The sequence below is a fragment of the Jeotgalibacillus sp. R-1-5s-1 genome, from assembly GCF_004405105.1.
Lineage (GTDB): Bacteria > Bacillota > Bacilli > Bacillales > Jeotgalibacillaceae > Jeotgalibacillus.
This window is the reverse complement of record NZ_SORW01000024.1, coordinates 74972-91068: the sequence shown is the minus strand read 5'-3', so window position 1 is coordinate 91068 and position 16097 is coordinate 74972. Positions and strand designations below refer to the sequence as shown.

Genomic DNA, 16097 nt, shown 5'->3' with positions numbered 1-16097 from the left:
GGGATCATTCCTTATTTAGATGATTCATCATCAGAATTGATCACCAGGTTCACATTTGGCACTGGAACCACAAACCACGAAAGAGAAGTCTATTTTGTTGGTTGGGAACTTGTGAGTCTTCTATTAGAAGAAGGCACCACATTAGAGGAAATTGCAGCGATAAAAGAAGAGGATATGCCGGATTATATAAGAGACGTGTATCCCAGGCTGTCAAGCTGACGGGCGTTTGGATTGTATAGGGACTATAAACAAATAAAGCTTGGGTGATCCAAGCTTTATTTGTGTTTGTTATTTGGGGATTGGGTGTACCATGCCAGATCTCCTGTAACGGCCAAAGTCCGCTTCAAGGTGCTTTATAGAAGCTTAAGAGGGTTGGACTGTTGTGTTAATGAGACTCTTTTTTCAGGACACCCTTTTGTGACTCAAATGATTCACCGTATTCGTCCCTGTGATTCCTACTCCGTCAAAATAATCGGCTTTCCTTTTGTTACAACGATGGTGTGCTCGTATTGGGCGGTGAGGCTGCCGTCTGGTGTTTTGAAGGTCCAGCCGTCGTCGAGTGTGATGACGTCTTCTGCTCCTGTTGAGACGAAGGGTTCTACGGCCAGGACGAGGCCATCGCGGAGCAGCTTGTTATCCCATGGATCGAAGTAGTTCAGGATATGGTCGGGTTCGTCACGGAAGGCTTTGCCGATTCCGTGGCCTGTTAGCGTTTTGATAACGGTCAGGTTGTTTTTCTTTGCTGTCAGGTGGACTGCTTTTCCGATCTGATTGAGCTTGGAGCCTGCCTTTGCTTTTGCCATCGCTGCCTCGAATGCTTCTTTTGCAGCGTCACACAGCTTATGCTTGATCTCCTCTCCCTGACCCACAACAAACGAGATCCCGGTGTCCGCGTAATAGCCGTTGTAATAGCCGGACACATCAATATTCACAAGGTCCCCTTCCTTTATAACCCGATTTCCGGGGATACCGTGTGCCACTTCATCATGCACACTGATACACGTATAGCCGGGGAAATCATACATTCTGATTGGCGCTGAAGAAGCACCTTTCTGATCAAACATTTCCTTTGCAATGAGATCCAATTCTTTTGTTGTGATCCCCGGAACCGTCGCCTGCTTCATCGCCTCTCTCACAGAAGCCACAAACGCCCCGATCTCCTTTAACCCGGCTAAATCCTGTTCGCTTTGAATAATCATCCGTTATTCTTCCTCCTGCCTGTCAACTCACATTTTTTGCATTATAGCACAAGTCAATTTTATGACGTGAATCCCGATAAAAAAGTTTTAATTTGATGTCACAATCATCAACCTGACTCGTCTTAAGTAGTAAAAACAAGCAGGAGGTTATGGTATGACTCAAAAATGGGATGTTGTGATTGTGGGTGGCGGACTCGCCGGGTATGTGGCAGCTGCTTTTTTAGCGAAAACGAATGTGTCTATTACCTTATTAGAGAAAGGGGCAACGGTTGGCGGGCGTTCGATCACCAATAAGGTGAATGAGCAATCCTTCAATCTTGGTCCTCATGCTCTTTTTAAAAAAGGAAAAGCGAAGGCGATTCTCGAAGAGTTAGGTATCGATCTTGCCAGCGGATCACCGAAGCTAGGGGGAACCATCGTTAAGAACGGTACTGAATATGCAGCGCCTTTTTCACCGGCAGCTCTTTTGACTACCCGTTTGTTTACGATGAAGGAGCGTTTGGAATGGATGGGGGCGTTGATGACGATCATGCGTACAAACCCTGAAGGCTTCGCTGGACAGACATTTCAACAATGGGTCAGGCAGACTGCTTCTTCTAAAGTGGTGGCATCCATGCTCTATTCATTTGGCAGGCTGGCTACCTACTGTCATGCGCCGGAAAAAATGAGTGCAAGGGTTGCCTTATCAAGTCTTAAACAAGCACTTGGTGGCGTCCTTTATCTGGATGGCGGATGGATGACGATGATTGATCAGCTTCATCAAAAGGCTACACTTTCAGGCGTTCATGTTCAAACGCGTCGCGCGGTGAAACAGATTGAACCCGCTCCGCATGGCCAGGTTAAAGTCTATCTGTCAGATGGTGAGGAGATGCTCGCAAAGCATGTCATTTGCACAACCGGTCCACATGAACTGCATGAGATGACCCGCAGCATCATGCCTGTTGAGCAAAAAGAATGTTTGTCCCGGATGATCCCTGTCCGCGGAGCAACGCTTGATGTGGCTCTAACAAAGCTTCCATATCCAAAACAGCTTTTTGCGATCGATCCTGCACGCGCGCTTTATTATTCCGTGCACTCCCACTATGCACGCCTTTCAGACGATTCGAGTCATGCGATTCTTCACGTATTTAAATATCTTCACCCGGATGAACAGATGGATGGAAGAGTAATCAAACAGGAGCTTGAAGGATTTTTAGATCAGCTGCAGCCGGGCTGGCAGCAGTGTGTCATTTCAAAGCGTATCATCCCTAACATAACCGTTAATCAGCGTTTACCTCAAATAGGGGATGAAGTCTTATTACAGCAGCTTAAAGATGCGATTCCCGGCTTGTATATCGCAGGAGACTGGGCATCGCCAGATTCTATTTTAGCGGATGGCGCAGTCAGTAGTGGGAAACAGGCGGCTGAGGATATCATTTTGAATGAAAAGAGGATGAGTCATGGAGATCACGAGGGAAGACTACGAGCAATATAAACCATTGTTGTTTTCACTGGGCTATCGCATGCTCGGTTCAGTGACCGAAACAGAGGACGTCGTTCAGGAAACGTTTCTAAAGGCGCACCAGGTACATGAAGAGAACATCAGGAATAAAAAAGCCTATCTCTGCAAAATCTGTACCAACCTCTGTCTCGATGTCTTAAAATCTGCACGCCACAAACGGGCGCAATATGTGGGACCGTGGAATCCTGAACCGTTATTACAAGAGAAGCTGTACGCCCTGGACCCGAGTGAGACGGTCATTCAAAAAGAAGGACTGAGCATTGCTTACTTGCGTATGATGGAGCATCTGGCAGCAGACGAGCGGGCCGTGCTCCTTCTGAGAGAGGTCCTGAACTTCCCATACCCGGACATTGCGGAGGTCATTGATAAAAAGGAAGAAAACTGCCGGAAAATTTTCAGCAGGGCAAAGCGGAAGATTGCAGCGGCTGAGGGCGAAAGCTTACACTACGAGAAAAACAAACTCATCGTGAACCGCTTCATAGAAGCCTTTCAAAAGGAAAACACAGAAGCCTTGCTGGAGCTTATCTCAAACAACGCCATCCTTTATTCCGATGGTGGCGGTATCGTCAACGCTGCCGTACGCCCAATCACACCTGCTTCAAACGTATTGGCCTTACTATATGGCATTATGAAAAAAGCGCCACAGGACTTCTATTTTGAGATAAAAAGCATCAACCACCAGCCGGCCATCGTCCTCTATATGCACGGCAGGCTCCAAAGCGTCTTAAGCTTCTGTATCCGTGACGAACAAATCGCTGAGTTTTATATCACGGTGAATCCGGAGAAACTGCCGGGTTTTAGAGGGATTGAGGGATGAGTGGGTTATCAGAGTTTTAGTTATTTTACGAGGTTGAGGTAATCTAGGAAAAAGCTCATCGCTGATTTGCGTGAGCTTTGTTTACTTTGACCTTATCCATTCTGATGATCATTGTACAGCTGCGTCAAAAAGTCCGCGAAGCTTTTGGCAAGCACCTGTTCCTCCCCCGCATCCACATCATAATAGATAACAGGTGGTTCGTCAGAGGGCTGGATGTCGCGGTAGTCCAGCGTGATGCCTGTCGAACCCTGTGTTGAGAGGATGACAAGCCCTGTCGGCAGTCCCCATTCTTCTATCAGATAATGGCTAAGCAGAATGCCTTCTGAGCTGCTTTTGCTGATCCCCATGAGATAGTCAATGACAAGAACATCTGTTTCGCCGTTCCATTGGAAAGGATGCAGGTTCTTCTCTAAGTATCCACCGTTTTGAACGCGCATTGTTTGTTTATAGGCCTCAGGCAGCGTAACACCGAGTGTTCTTTCTGCATGTGCGATCATTTCATCGTTAAGTGGCTCCAGCTCAGAAGGGTCGTCGCCGGTTCGAAATAAGTTAGTCATGGGTTGGCTCCTTTAAGGATTATTTTCAGGTGGGTGGCTCTTTTTTCTATTCACGCGCAGGATCAGTGCTTTTATTAACAGATAAAAGATAAGCAGGTTCAGCAAAAAGCCCATTCCCTGAAAGCTGTAACCGTTATTCGGGTAAAAGACTAACCAGTCAAACGGGAACCCGATGTATGCTGCGGCTCCCTGGAAGATTCTGATGTTGAAGATGAATGGTATAAGGATCACAAGTATGAAGCTGGTGGACCAGATGAGGATTTTTAATTTGCGGTTCATGGGCGGCTCCTTTTATTATTATGTCATCGGATTAGGATTTAGATATCTATTTAGAACGGATTGATAGCAGAAATCTATCTATAAAAGTATTTTGTGAATTTGGAAGGTTTTTGATCTTTATTGTCGAATTTCTGTAAAATGAACTTTTGTGGACATCTGAATCATTGAGTGCAGATTATTTTCAGCTGTTAATGTTAACTATTTTCCTACTAAAATATCGACATCAACATTTTGTATCCAAAAGATTCAAAGGTACAAGCATTAATATGACCCATCCTTCTATGATTAGAAGGTCAGCAAATCTAAGACAGTGTTAGTCTAATTGAATGCTCCATCTTTAGCTTTGAATTAGAAATTTACGTAAAACTAGCGGTAGTTAATAAAATTCGCACTAAATTTTGAAAGAACCCGAAAATGAGGAGGTAATGCGTTGGGACGCAGTTGTGATAAATTAAAACAATTTATTAAACAAACATTTATAATAGTTTTGGCCTTTGTATTATTGTACGAAATAATTGCAATTAAAAATATAATTAAAAATATACTATTGTTTGCTAACGCTAATAATCTATTGTTCGGATTAACAATTTCTGATATTAACGATTTTTATTTAGTATTAAGAGAGTTTGCACTAATTTGTATGGTTGTATGTCTAGTTTCAATTCTTTTAATAAAATTTTATTTATTTGTCAGAAATCACTTTAACAAACCTAATTTTTCAGAATTAAATTCATTTGAAAACAGCCTGTATAAATATATTGAGGATAAGCCTAATGGAAAAGGCTATTTAGTTACAGGTGAGTGGGGTAGTGGAAAAACATATATAGTCACAAAATTCTTAAATAAATATTACAATTTTTCTTCGAAGCCCATTTATCGAATATCTTGTTTCGGTCTAGATTCAAGAGAACTTATTCTAAATGAAATTAAAAACCAAATTGAAACTAATGATGATTCTTTCCTTAATTGGATTCAATATATACCCATAATAGGAAAACCTTTTTTTAGTCTTTTGAAAAATACTTATAGCCTGAAAAGTATACCACAGGGGGCAATTTTTATTTTTGATGATTTCGAAAGAATAACTTCATTAGGAGTTAATAGTACGAAAAAAGAAATATATAACAAGAGCAGATCGATATCGAGGAGTAGTGGGTATAGAAAAGCTACACGAATTAGAGAGTTTGAAGATATAGATAGTGAGTTTACAAAAATTGCAGATACATTTAAAAATTATTCAAATGAGAAAGAACTAATTGAAATAACAAACAATACTCAAAAGTATAATATAGCAACTGGGTTAATTAATGAACTTATTGAAAATTACAATACCAAAGTAATCATTCTTTGTAATTCAGATATTTTAGGATATGACTATGTAGATAAAGTGTTTAGAGGAAAACTGGATTGTATTACTTATAATAAATCTTCAGATGACAATTCAATTGAGAGCGTTTTCAATGAGTCCTTCAAAAACCAAGTTTATAAAATGTCAAATGTTGAAGAGCAAGTAGCTCGATGTAAAGACCAGATTCTTTCAGATTTTAAAAAAATCTGGTCTTCGATCGGTAATAGTAATCTCAGACAGGCGAAGTCAATCGTGCAAGCATTCTTAGATACAGTAAATATCATTAGTTCAAAAATTAAGTTAAATGACCAGTATTTGATGTCACTATTTTATAGTATTGCTGTTGTGAGAATATTGCGCGATGAAAACCACTTAGAGAATTTAGAAAAATTCTCAATTGGTGGTAACCTTGGTTTCTACTTAAAATTTTATAAAAAAAATGATTTGTATCAATCGTTATCGAAGAGTCTCCATTTTAGTGAGCTGAGGTGGACAGGTATTTCAATAGCGGGTTTTTGGGTTCTTAACACTGAAAAACCTAACAATGTAAATTTATTAGTAAAACATTTTTACGATTATGACTATTATGACTTAGAGTTAGCTTTATTTCGCGGAGATGTACAATTGTTTATAAATGAGGAAACAAAAATTTTAATAGAACATATTGTGTATTTATTGGATAATATCAGGGAATATGAGGACGAAGGGCTTAATAATCAAGTTGATAAAGTCAAAGTAAAAGTTACCAACAGTATCGAAGATTTGCTTAATGATGGGCAAGACATTGATGCACCAATGGAAGAGAAAGTTTGTAATTTTTTATATAATATAAATTCATTACCCGGGAGCATTCATCTTATACAAAAAGGTTTATTTGAAGCGCTTTACGATTATTCTAAACTTGAGAACATTACTAATGAACAAAGCTCATTTATATTTGAACAATACAATGAATTTGTGCAGACGTATAAAACCACAGAAGAATTTCCAACATAAGTATTACGAATAAATAATCAGGTAATTTCTGAAGATTATATTTCAAAAGCCATCATTTAAGTATGATGGCTTTTGAATTGTTGTAAATTTTTATTCAAAACATATTAGAATTTTCACTAACATTCTAGGAGAATGATTTAGAAACAGATTAAGGTTATGATTTTTTTAACGATGAATTAAGCAGGATTAAACCACTTATTCTCTTTTGCACACATAACGAATAAACTACCATCCCATTCATTTTATTATGATTGTTTCAATTAGATTAACCCCGCTCCTTCGCCTGCTGCGTATCGCGGATGTTCTTCTGAATCGTGATGGCTGCAAACAGGCTCAAAACAAATGCCATACCGTAGAACCCTTTTTCACTCAGGATGATGCTGCCCGCGTTGTAGAGTCCGATCGCCATCAGGAGGATCGCGATGATGACGGCGAGCCAGCTGAGGCCGTAGTAGATGCCTGAGACCGGGATGTCTTCTTCTTTGTCACGGACGGCTTTTTGCAGGGATACGGCTGAGTAGAGGCCGAATACGAGTACAGCAAAGTAGTAGCCTTTTTCGTTCAGCTCCATGGAGGCGTTGAACAGGCCAATCAGGTAAGCGGATAGCCCGATCGCAAGTGCTGCCCAGCTTGCGCCTTTAAAGGCAGGAGTTGGTTCTCCGGGCTTGCGCTCCACCTTGATTCTCGGTTTTTTCTCGTCTTCCTGCATAAATGAGTTTTCTTTTACTTCTGCCATGTGCTACTCTCCTCACTTTCGTTCATGTTGTGGTCTTTATATGACCTTATGCTCGATTGCTTCTATTGTTTACCATCATCTTATACTTGATCTACGAAACTTGTAAACAACATTTAGAAGAGTGTGAAGGTTTTTCCATCTGCCTCTGCGGAAATATGGTGTTTCACGTTAACTGAATTCGATCGTTCTGAAATAGTGTGACATGTTATGATTTTAAGAGTGATTGACTGGAGGTGAGTAAGGATATGATGAAAACATCGTTTCCTGTTTCATTTAAAGATTGTGTTGATGTGATGAGGCATTTTCCGGCACTGCGAATCGCATATATCTTCGTAATGTTGTCTGTTCCCATTGTGATGTTGATGAATTACATGACGATTAGCAGGCCTGCTAATCTGGAGATCGCGGAGAGTACTGCGCAGCTTAGTGACCTTAATAGGGAGTCATTCATTTACTTGCTGGTGGCGGGTGTGCTGCTGACGATTCTGGCTCATTCGATTATGAAGGGAATCGAGAAGATCCTTGCGCTCAGGCTGTTGAGAAATATTCAAAAAAGAGGTGCTTCAGAGCTTTTAATTGGATTGGATGAGGAGCGTTCGAGTTTTGTACTTGGTGAAAGTCAGAGTAGACAGCCGATTAACGGGGAGCTGAGAGTTATTTCGACTCCGAATAAATACATATTTTTTAAAGGAATCGGTTTGCAGCCGCTCATGTTTTTCCTGCCGAAACACGGGCGTGCTGAGCATGAGGAGACTGTTCGTAGCATGATTGAATTTGTGAGCAAACAGGAAAACGTGACTGTTAAAGAAAGAAAAAAATGACCGCCTCGTAATGGAGACGGTCATTTTTTTACGCCACATGCACCGTAAAGTTCACGTCTACGTTGCCGCGTGTTGCGTTTGAGTATGGGCAGACTTCGTGAGCTGCGTGGACAAGGTTTTGGGCTGTTTCTTCGTCTACGCCTTTTACGAGTACGTCCATGTCGACTGAGATGATGTAGCCTGCGTCACCTTTGTTCAGGGATACGTGGGCTGTGACTTCAGTGCCTGTGTGCTCGATTTTTTTCTGCATGGCAATGATGCTCATCGCTGAATCGAAGCATGCAGAGTAGCCTGCTGCGAATAGCTCCTCAGGGTTGGTTGCGTTTGGCTTGGCATCCGGTCTTGGTGTTGTCAGTTCAAGATCGAGTACGCCGCTTTCTGAACGGACCTTACCTTCACGTCCACCTTGTGCTGTTGCTGTTGCTGTAAATAGTTTTTTCATGATTGGTTCCTCCTTGAGATCTTTTATGTTAGAATTATATTGTACACAATCTAATTTTACACAACGAAAAAGACTTTGCAACCAATATGACTCTGGGGAGGAGATTTTTTTGAACCCATTACATTTATCGAATCAGCTGTGTTTTCCGTTTTACTCGATTTCCAAGGAGATCATCAAGCGCTACCAGCCTTACCTTGCCCCGCTCAACCTGACGTATCCGCAGTACCTCGTGATGCTGGTGCTGTGGGAGGCGGATCATGTGCCACTCAGTAAAATCGGGAAGCGGCTACAGCTCGACTCCGGCACCCTTACGCCGGTTGTGAAAAAGCTCATCGTGAACGGTTATGTCGAAAAAAGTCGAAATCCGGATGATGAACGTCAGCTTGTGATTAAGCTCACTGAACGGGGTCAGGCGCTGCAGGAAGAAGCACGCGATGTACCGGCTAAGATCAATGATGTGTTAGGCTTGAGTGCAGAGGAATATGTGCGTTATAAGGAAATGCTGGATGATTTGTCTGTGAAGCTTGGGCTTGCGGAGGAGAAGGAGACTTGTTAGGAGGGATCTGATGGCTTCATCTGAAGAAAAAGCACGGAAGAAAGCGTGGGGAATTGCGCTGTTTGCTTTTGTGTTAGTGTTTGTTGGCGGTATTGTGGGGATGGTTTTGGATCAGGTGTTTTAAATAGGAGAAGAGCGCTGAGTTGAGCGCCCTTCTTTTTTTATTGCTGATTAAACCGCGGCTTACTGAAATACGCACCTGCCAGTAAAAATCCCATCGCGCTGACAAGCCCCCAAAACGGCTGGCCCACGAACGTGAGGATTCCCAGGCTGACCGGCCCTGATAAGAACATGGCTTTCATCATGTGGATCATCCTTTCTGGTAAGGTTCTTCCTTTTTATGATAACAATTAATTGTTACAAGAGATACCATCTATTGGCCATCATTGTAATTTCAGGATAAGGCCTAATCGGATATTCATTTTAGTTATACGAAAAAGAGCGCTCACCTGCGCTCTTTTCTCATTTATAGTGCCAGTGTTACCTGTTCGCCAATCTGATAGCGGGTGTGGATCGGCTGAATAAAGCTGATTTGCTGGTTGTTGGCTGCTTTGACGGTGTAGTGAATGTCCTTTCCCTGATAGAGGACATTGGTGATCGTGGCTGGAATACCGTTTTGGGTGTCTTCTGTCAGGATCCACTGGTCAGGGCGAACCGGATACATATCGTCTTGTCTGAAGCTGTCATGGATACCTTGACCGCTCCATGTGACCTCAGGTGCAGCTGCAGGCTTGAAGGTGTCGTTGGTCCAGGTTCCTTCTATCATCGTGGCTTTGCCGACAAAGCCTGCGACAAATGGTGTGGCCGGGCGGAGGTAGATGTCCTCCGGCGCACCTATTTGTTCAATGCGACCGTCTTTCATAATGACGATCCGGTCTGCCATCGCAAGCGCTTCTCCCTGATCGTGAGTGACGTATAGGATGGAGCTACCTGTCATCCGGTGAATGGTCTGGATTTCGCGGCGCATGTCCTCGCGAAGCTCGGCATCGAGGCTGCTTAACGGTTCGTCCATTAAGAGCAGGGCCGGTTCATGGGCAAGTGCGCGGGCTAAGGCGACGCGCTGCTTTTGTCCCCCTGACAGCTCGTTTGGCATCCGGTCTGCTAGGTGGCCAAGTCCCACGAGCTTCAGTACCTCTTCTGCTCTCTTTTCCTTATGTGCCTTCATTTCTTTTGAAGCGTGAGGGTGGTGCTGGATCGGGAACTCGACCTGTTTACGGACTGAGAGGTGTGGCCAGAGAGCAAAGGATTGAAACACCATGCCAATATTGCGTTTTTCAGGCGGGCTACTGTAGTGAGCGGCGCCTGCCAGCTCTCCATCAATCGAGATCTCTCCGTCCGTTGGCGAATCAAAGCCTGCAATGAGTCTGAGTAAGGTTGTTTTTCCACAGCCTGATGGACCGAGAATGGCGATGAATTCACCTTTTTCAATGGATAACGAAATGGATTTCAGCGCTTCAAATGAGCCGAATGATTTTCTGATTTGCTGTATATGAGTGGTCATGCTTCTTTCACCTTCTTTTTCCAGGCTTTTTGCAGGGCGTACAGGATCAGCATTGTAAAGAGAATTGCTGTCACAATGACGGTTGAAAAGGCGGTTGAGTACGTTGAATAACCAGCCTGCTCGAAATTAAAAATGACAAGTCCGATCGTTTCAGAGCCGCTTGACCAGAGCAGTGAAGATACAGTGAGCTCAGTTAAAGCGGTTAAAAAGACGAGAAAGGCTCCGCTCAGCATGCCAGGAAGCAGAAGCGGAAACAGGATTCTCCGCCATTTTACAAAGGGGCGTGCTCCGAAAATATGGGCGGCTTCCTCCATGGACGGGTCCACCTGGGCCATGGCTGTGATGCTGCCGCGCACCTGAAGAATCATAAATCGTGTGATATAGGCAATAAATAAAATCGTGATCGTGCCGTAGATTCCTGGATTCCAGCCCGGGATTGGCTGCAGCCACATGAAGATCATCGCAAGGGCAAGCACCATGCCAGGGAGCGCATAAGGCAGTGCCACAAAGAGCTCAAGTGTCCGGTTGAGTGCGGTAGGCTTTCGTGTTCTCACATACGCAAGAGCTGTTCCAACGATCAGGCAGACAAGCGTTGTCACACCTGCAAGCATGAGGCTGTTTAGAATCGCTCCCTGCACGCGGTCGTTTTCTGCCAGGACAAAGACATAGTGTGACAGCGTCAGGTTTTCAGCGGCAAATGGTAAACCGTAAGCCCTGATCAACGAAGACATCAGCATTGAGATCACCGGGACAATCGTCAGTGTGATTAAAAACAGCCAAACCATGATTTCTACGCCCAACCGCTTTTTACCGAACGAAAAACGCGGTGAGTAATCCTGCTGGACGGTTTCAAGCTGCTTGGATTTACGAACGAGCAGCCACTGAATAGCGGTTCCTAAAAGCGCCACGGTTGCCAGCAGCACAGATAAGGTGGCAGCGCGTGAAAAAGCGCCGGGACCAAAGCCGACGACCTCCTGGTAAATGGCGGTGCTTAACACCGGAATGCCAGCAGGGATACCAAGAAAAGCCGGAATTCCGAAGTTATCAAGGTTAGCAATAAAAGCAAGCAGACCCCCTCCGGCAAGGCCGGGCAGTGCTAACGGCAGCGTCACTTTCGCAAAGACTTTGCCAGGGGAAGCACCTGATGAACGGGCCGCCCACTCCAGATCACGCGGAATTTTCCTGAGAACACTGACGGTAAATAAATAGACGAGCGGAAAATGAGACAGACCGAGAATAAAAATCATTCCGCCCATAGAATACAGATTGACGGGTTCAAGATCGCCAGGTAAAAACTGAAGAAAATCAGCTAAAAAGCTGTTGCGGCCCATCAGCTGGGTCCACGATAAGGTTACGATATAAGACGGTATAATAAACGGAATCAGGATAAAAAGCTGCATGAGTCCTTTTCCGCGAATGTCACTGTAAGCAATGAGCCAGGCAAAAAACAGGCCTAAGATGACGGCGACAAATGTCGAGCCGAGCACCATCCAGGCTGTATTTTCAAGCATTCTCCATGTTCTTGCTTCCTGCAGCATCTCACTGTAATTGCTGAGTGTGACCGCACCTTCATCCACAAAGCTTAAGGAGAAGAGCCGGATCACAGGCAGGACAAAAAAGAAGATGACTACGATGGTCAGTAATAGCGTTGACGGTTTCACCGATTTGAAAAAAGAGAGGGGACGGCTGCCCCCTCGCGTCACGTGCTGCATCTCTTTCACCCTCACTTATTGGTCGCCGAAAATCGCGCGGAATTGCTCCTTGTCTGCTTCTCTTGTTTCTGTGAGCTCAGATAATTCAACTGATAATACGTTTAACTCTTCTGCACTTGGCAGCCCTTCAGGAGGTGTCATGCCTTCTCTGATTGGTGTATAACCAACCTCTACACTCAGTTCCTGACCTTCTTCAGAAAGGACATAATCTACGAATGCCTTAGCAGCCGCTTCGTTATCTGTTCCTGACATGATGCCAACAGGCTCTGTGATGACCGGTACACCTTCTTCCGGATACACAAGGTCAATTGGTGAGCCTTCCGCTTTTGCTTTTGCGACGATAAAGTCAACGACCATTCCATACGCCTTTTCTCCACCGGCTACCGCTTCAAGCACACCGCCGTTCCCCTGTACAACCATCGTATCGTTGGCATACAGGTCCTCATAAAACGACCAGCCAAATCCGTCTGTACGGCTGAATACGCCTGCATTATACGCAGCAGCACCTGAATAAAGCGGTGATGGCATAATGACTTCACCAGCAGCTTCCTCAGACGTGAGTGCTGACCATGATGTTGGTGCTTCTTCAACAAGCTCCGTGTTAATCGCCATGACAGTCGACATGACCTTCGTGCCGTAATACATCTGGTCAGGATCGACAAAGTTTTCCGGGATGGCATCTGCTTCAGGAGAATCGTAAGCCATCAGGAGATCCTCTTCCTTCAGCCCTTCAAATGTTACGGCATCCGCAACAAGCAGAACATCTGCCTGAACGTCTCCCGCCTGGTCTTCAGCAAGCACACGGGAAATGACTTCCTCTGTACCTGAACGGAAAATGCTCACATCTACATCCGGGTACTTTTCATTAAAACCTGCAACAAGCGCTTCTGCGTCTGCATCAGGCTGAGAGGTATAAAACGACAGGCTGCCGGATACTTCTCCTTCAGCCGTAGCTTCTGTCGGCTCATCTGCATTGGCTGTTGAATCTGTTACTTCGTTTTGTACGTCATCCGCTCCACACGCAGCTAAAAGTGTCATTCCTGTCATCATTGCAGCAAGCTTCCATTTTTTCATCACACAATTCCTCCTGTTTGATTCGTTTGCATGGTAAAAAGCCGTTCCAGTTTTGTCATCCCGCGACTGTTGGTCCGTTTATGTTCAATTGGTGTGACCGTAATATAGCCTTCTCGTAACCTCGCATAATCACTCCCTTCAGAGAAATCATTAAGCTGCTCCCACTGATCCTTCAGCCAGTAATATACGCTGCCTCTCGGATCGTTTAAGCCGACATAGCTGTAGCGCGATACGGATAAATCCATCGGCACAACCGCAAAGCCCTTGACTGATTTTTTTTGCAGGTAGGGCAGATTGATATTAAGGAAAAGTCCCGGTCCCCATTTACGCTGAAATAGAATTTCAAGCGTGGAATAAAACAGTTCCTTAGGGTATTGAAAGTTAATCGGCTGATCGAGCTTATTAAGTGACACAGAAACAGCCGGTATACGGTGCAGTGTAGCCTCTGAGGCACCAGCCATCGTGCCGGAATAATACAGGTCACGGCCAAGGTTCGGCCCGATATTAATTCCTGAAAAAACAAAATCCGGCTTCTGATCCATCAGCACCTCAATGCCGAGCTTCACACAGTCAGCCGGCGTACCATTCACCGCAAAAGCCCGGATATGCTGGCCAAAATGAGTGACAGGTGTTGCCTTCACCGGCTGCCTGAGGGTGATGGAGTGACTGATCGCACTTCTTTCCTGATCGGGACAAACGACTGTCACCTCACCAAAATGCTGAAGCACCTCCACCATAGCCGCTACACCTGGTGCAAAAATGCCATCATCATTAGTAACAAGAAATTTCATTGACCGACTCCTCCCGACTGTTTTCTATATAACGTAAATGCCGTTCAAGCGTCTGATCATGGCCACGGTCCATACCTTCTAATACGAGTGGCACAGAGACATGTTTGAGCTTTTCCATCACCGGCTCAAGTCTGATCGCACCTTCACCAAGCGGCACGTGATACTGAACAGGCGTTGAATCACTCACATGCACCTTGCCGATTCTCTTTGTTTGCCCGAAGGCTTGTACGACATCTGTTGTGAGCGGCAGATGGGCGACGTCAAACGTGACTTCGATGCCATGTCCAACCACATCCGTCAGCCGGTTCATCTGCTCCGGCGTGGTGATCAGCTCTTTTCGGATCGGCTCCATCATTTCCATAGACAGTGTGACTCCGTATTGTTTCGCTAAAATAACCAGACGCTCAGTACTTTTGATCTGTTGCTCCTCGTGCCATGCGAGCAGACTGTTGGCAACAGTTAACCGCCCGGGGTGCACGGTGACATTCGGGGCTTTTAACAGAGCTGCCCTTTCAAAGGACCGCTCGATTTCGCCGATTGACTGCTCCCGCATACCTTTATTTAACGCAGTCAGATTCAAATCCCAGCTAGGTGCATGAAACGTGTACATAAGAGACAGTGATTCCTGCACCTTTTGGATGTCCCTGATTGACGTCTGATAATAATCGATATGCTCTGACCAGATTTCAACCCCTGCCAGTCCTTTTTGACTGATAGACTGGATGGCCACTGTGACGGGTTCGAACCACCTTAATGTTGAAGAAGCAAACCACTTCATCTCCCCGCCTCCTTCAGCCAGTAGCGTTTGATCGCATCCGGAATGGTGACGGAGCCGATCGGACCCGGATTTTTCGACTGCTCACCGTGGTAATCGGAGCCCCCGCTGATCAGACAGCCGTAGTCGGATGCTTTCCCGAGCCAGTATGCCGTCTGCTTCAGCCGGTGACGCGCGTGGAACACTTCAATCCCATCCAGCCCTGCTTCGAGATACCGTTCAATCGGCACCGCCTCTGTATAAAGTCCGGGATGAGCGAGAAATGCCTTTCCCCCAGCCTGATGAATAAGTGAAATCGCTTCTTCCACTGAGAAGTCAGCTCTTGGTTCAAAGGCTGGTTTTCCTTTTATGAGAAGGCTGTGGTACGCCTCCTCTGCAGTCTCAAAATAGCCCCGCTTTTTAAGTGCTTCAGCAATGTGGGTTCGAACGATAATGCTGCCTGTTGCAACCTCCTGCACGTCCTCCCATTCAATCTCGTAGCCAAGCGACTGCAGATTTTGAACGAGCTGCTGATTCCAGGTCATGCGATCGTCCACCCGCCAATTTAAATAATCTGCAAGAGCCGTCGAATAAAGATCAAATCCGTAACCAAGCACGTGAAATTCGCCGTCCTGTGAGCTTGTATTCAGCTCAATGCCTGTGATCAGATGAATCCCCTGAATCTGCGCTTCTCTTGCGGCTTCCTCATAAGCACCAATCGAATCATGGTCTGTAATCGACATCAGCTCCACCCCTGCCTGCTTCGCTTTTTGCACGAGCAATGCAGGCGAATCTGCACCATCCGACGCGGTAGAGTGCATATGTAAATCCAGCACATTGACACCTCATTTTCGAATTATTGTCCTTTGAATCTGGTGATCTGTTGTTACTTTTAGTGTAGAGACTGACTATTAAGGCGGATTAAAAGAAACTTCGCTGCTATGTTAAAAAAACGTAAAAACCACAGGTTGATTTTTTCACCTATGGTTTTCCAAAAAGCCTATGAGTGATGT

At 44.9% G+C, this 16097-nt stretch carries 17 protein-coding genes and 1 pseudogene; 6 read left to right on the top strand and 12 right to left on the bottom strand.

Annotated features, from left to right (window positions below; genetic code table 11):
* Positions 1-219 (top strand): annotated as a pseudogene (locus E2491_RS17490) (hypothetical protein); the annotation flags it as partial.
* A 236-nt stretch (positions 220-455) separates the two neighbouring features.
* Here the strand turns inward: E2491_RS17490 and map are convergent.
* Positions 456-1199: a type I methionyl aminopeptidase gene (gene map, locus E2491_RS10925; RefSeq protein WP_134375681.1), complete on the bottom strand. Its 744-nt coding sequence runs from the start codon at positions 1197-1199 to the stop codon at positions 456-458.
* A gap of 154 nt (positions 1200-1353) precedes the next feature.
* Here map and E2491_RS10920 point away from each other — a divergent pair, with 154 nt between their 5' ends.
* Positions 1354-2673, top strand: coding sequence for a phytoene desaturase family protein (locus tag E2491_RS10920; protein ID WP_134375680.1), 1320 nt, complete (start codon positions 1354-1356; stop codon positions 2671-2673).
* Positions 2639-3517 carry an RNA polymerase sigma-70 factor gene (locus E2491_RS10915; RefSeq protein ID WP_134375679.1) on the top strand — a complete coding sequence of 293 codons (879 nt, stop codon included), beginning with the start codon at positions 2639-2641 and terminating at the stop codon, positions 3515-3517. Before E2491_RS10920 ends, E2491_RS10915 begins: the two co-directional genes overlap by 35 nt.
* Positions 3518-3609: 92 nt before the next feature.
* Here the strand turns inward: E2491_RS10915 and E2491_RS10910 are convergent, their stop codons facing one another.
* Positions 3610-4074, bottom strand: a complete 465-nt coding sequence (locus E2491_RS10910; RefSeq protein WP_134375678.1) for an SMI1/KNR4 family protein — start codon at positions 4072-4074, stop codon at positions 3610-3612.
* Between the two features lie 12 nt (positions 4075-4086).
* Positions 4087-4353: a hypothetical protein gene (locus E2491_RS10905; RefSeq protein WP_134375677.1), complete on the bottom strand. Its 267-nt coding sequence runs from the start codon at positions 4351-4353 to the stop codon at positions 4087-4089.
* A gap of 430 nt (positions 4354-4783) precedes the next feature.
* Between E2491_RS10905 and E2491_RS10900 the strand changes: the two genes are divergently transcribed.
* On the top strand, positions 4784-6697 hold the full coding sequence (locus tag E2491_RS10900; protein WP_134375676.1) for a P-loop NTPase fold protein: 1914 nt from the start codon (positions 4784-4786) through the stop codon (positions 6695-6697).
* Positions 6698-6962: 265 nt separating this feature from the next.
* Here E2491_RS10900 and yiaA read toward each other — a convergent pair whose 3' ends face one another.
* Positions 6963-7433, bottom strand: coding sequence for an inner membrane protein YiaA (gene yiaA, locus E2491_RS10895; RefSeq protein WP_134375675.1), 471 nt, complete (start codon positions 7431-7433; stop codon positions 6963-6965).
* A 245-nt stretch (positions 7434-7678) separates the two neighbouring features.
* On the opposite strand from yiaA, the gene E2491_RS10890 reads away from it, so the two are divergent.
* Complete coding sequence (locus E2491_RS10890) at positions 7679-8254, top strand: hypothetical protein (RefSeq protein WP_134375674.1); 576 nt, start codon at positions 7679-7681, stop codon at positions 8252-8254.
* 28 nt (positions 8255-8282) lie between these two features.
* On the opposite strand, the gene E2491_RS10885 is transcribed toward E2491_RS10890, so the two are convergent.
* Complete coding sequence (locus tag E2491_RS10885) at positions 8283-8696, bottom strand: organic hydroperoxide resistance protein (RefSeq protein WP_134375673.1); 414 nt, start codon at positions 8694-8696, stop codon at positions 8283-8285.
* Positions 8697-8805: 109 nt separating this feature from the next.
* Here E2491_RS10885 and E2491_RS10880 point away from each other — a divergent pair, with 109 nt between their 5' ends.
* A complete protein-coding gene (locus tag E2491_RS10880) occupies positions 8806-9252 on the top strand; it encodes a MarR family winged helix-turn-helix transcriptional regulator (protein ID WP_244093941.1) in 447 nt (148 codons plus the stop codon).
* 161 nt (positions 9253-9413) lie between these two features.
* On the opposite strand, the gene E2491_RS17485 is transcribed toward E2491_RS10880, so the two are convergent.
* From E2491_RS17485 to E2491_RS10850, 7 genes are all read right to left on the bottom strand, one after another.
* Positions 9414-9557: a hypothetical protein gene (locus E2491_RS17485; RefSeq protein ID WP_166805853.1), complete on the bottom strand. Its 144-nt coding sequence runs from the start codon at positions 9555-9557 to the stop codon at positions 9414-9416.
* A gap of 161 nt (positions 9558-9718) precedes the next feature.
* Positions 9719-10753, bottom strand: coding sequence for an ABC transporter ATP-binding protein (locus E2491_RS10875; RefSeq protein ID WP_134375671.1), 1035 nt, complete (start codon positions 10751-10753; stop codon positions 9719-9721).
* On the bottom strand, positions 10750-12465 hold the full coding sequence (locus tag E2491_RS10870) for an ABC transporter permease (RefSeq protein WP_134375670.1): 1716 nt from the start codon (positions 12463-12465) through the stop codon (positions 10750-10752). Before E2491_RS10870 ends, E2491_RS10875 begins: the two co-directional genes overlap by 4 nt.
* Before the next feature lie 15 nt (positions 12466-12480).
* Complete coding sequence (locus E2491_RS10865) at positions 12481-13539, bottom strand: ABC transporter substrate-binding protein (RefSeq protein ID WP_134375669.1); 1059 nt, start codon at positions 13537-13539, stop codon at positions 12481-12483.
* Positions 13539-14330 (bottom strand): 5'/3'-nucleotidase SurE, encoded by a 792-nt coding sequence (surE, locus tag E2491_RS10860; RefSeq protein WP_134375668.1) that lies wholly within the window; start codon positions 14328-14330, stop codon positions 13539-13541. Before surE ends, E2491_RS10865 begins: the two co-directional genes overlap by 1 nt.
* Positions 14311-15108: a sugar phosphate isomerase/epimerase family protein gene (locus tag E2491_RS10855; RefSeq protein ID WP_134375667.1), complete on the bottom strand. Its 798-nt coding sequence runs from the start codon at positions 15106-15108 to the stop codon at positions 14311-14313. Before E2491_RS10855 ends, surE begins: the two co-directional genes overlap by 20 nt.
* Positions 15105-15920 carry a PHP domain-containing protein gene (locus tag E2491_RS10850; RefSeq protein ID WP_134375666.1) on the bottom strand — a complete coding sequence of 272 codons (816 nt, stop codon included), beginning with the start codon at positions 15918-15920 and terminating at the stop codon, positions 15105-15107. The genes E2491_RS10855 and E2491_RS10850 overlap by 4 nt, the downstream gene beginning before the upstream one ends.
* Positions 15921-16097: the final 177 nt, after the last annotated feature.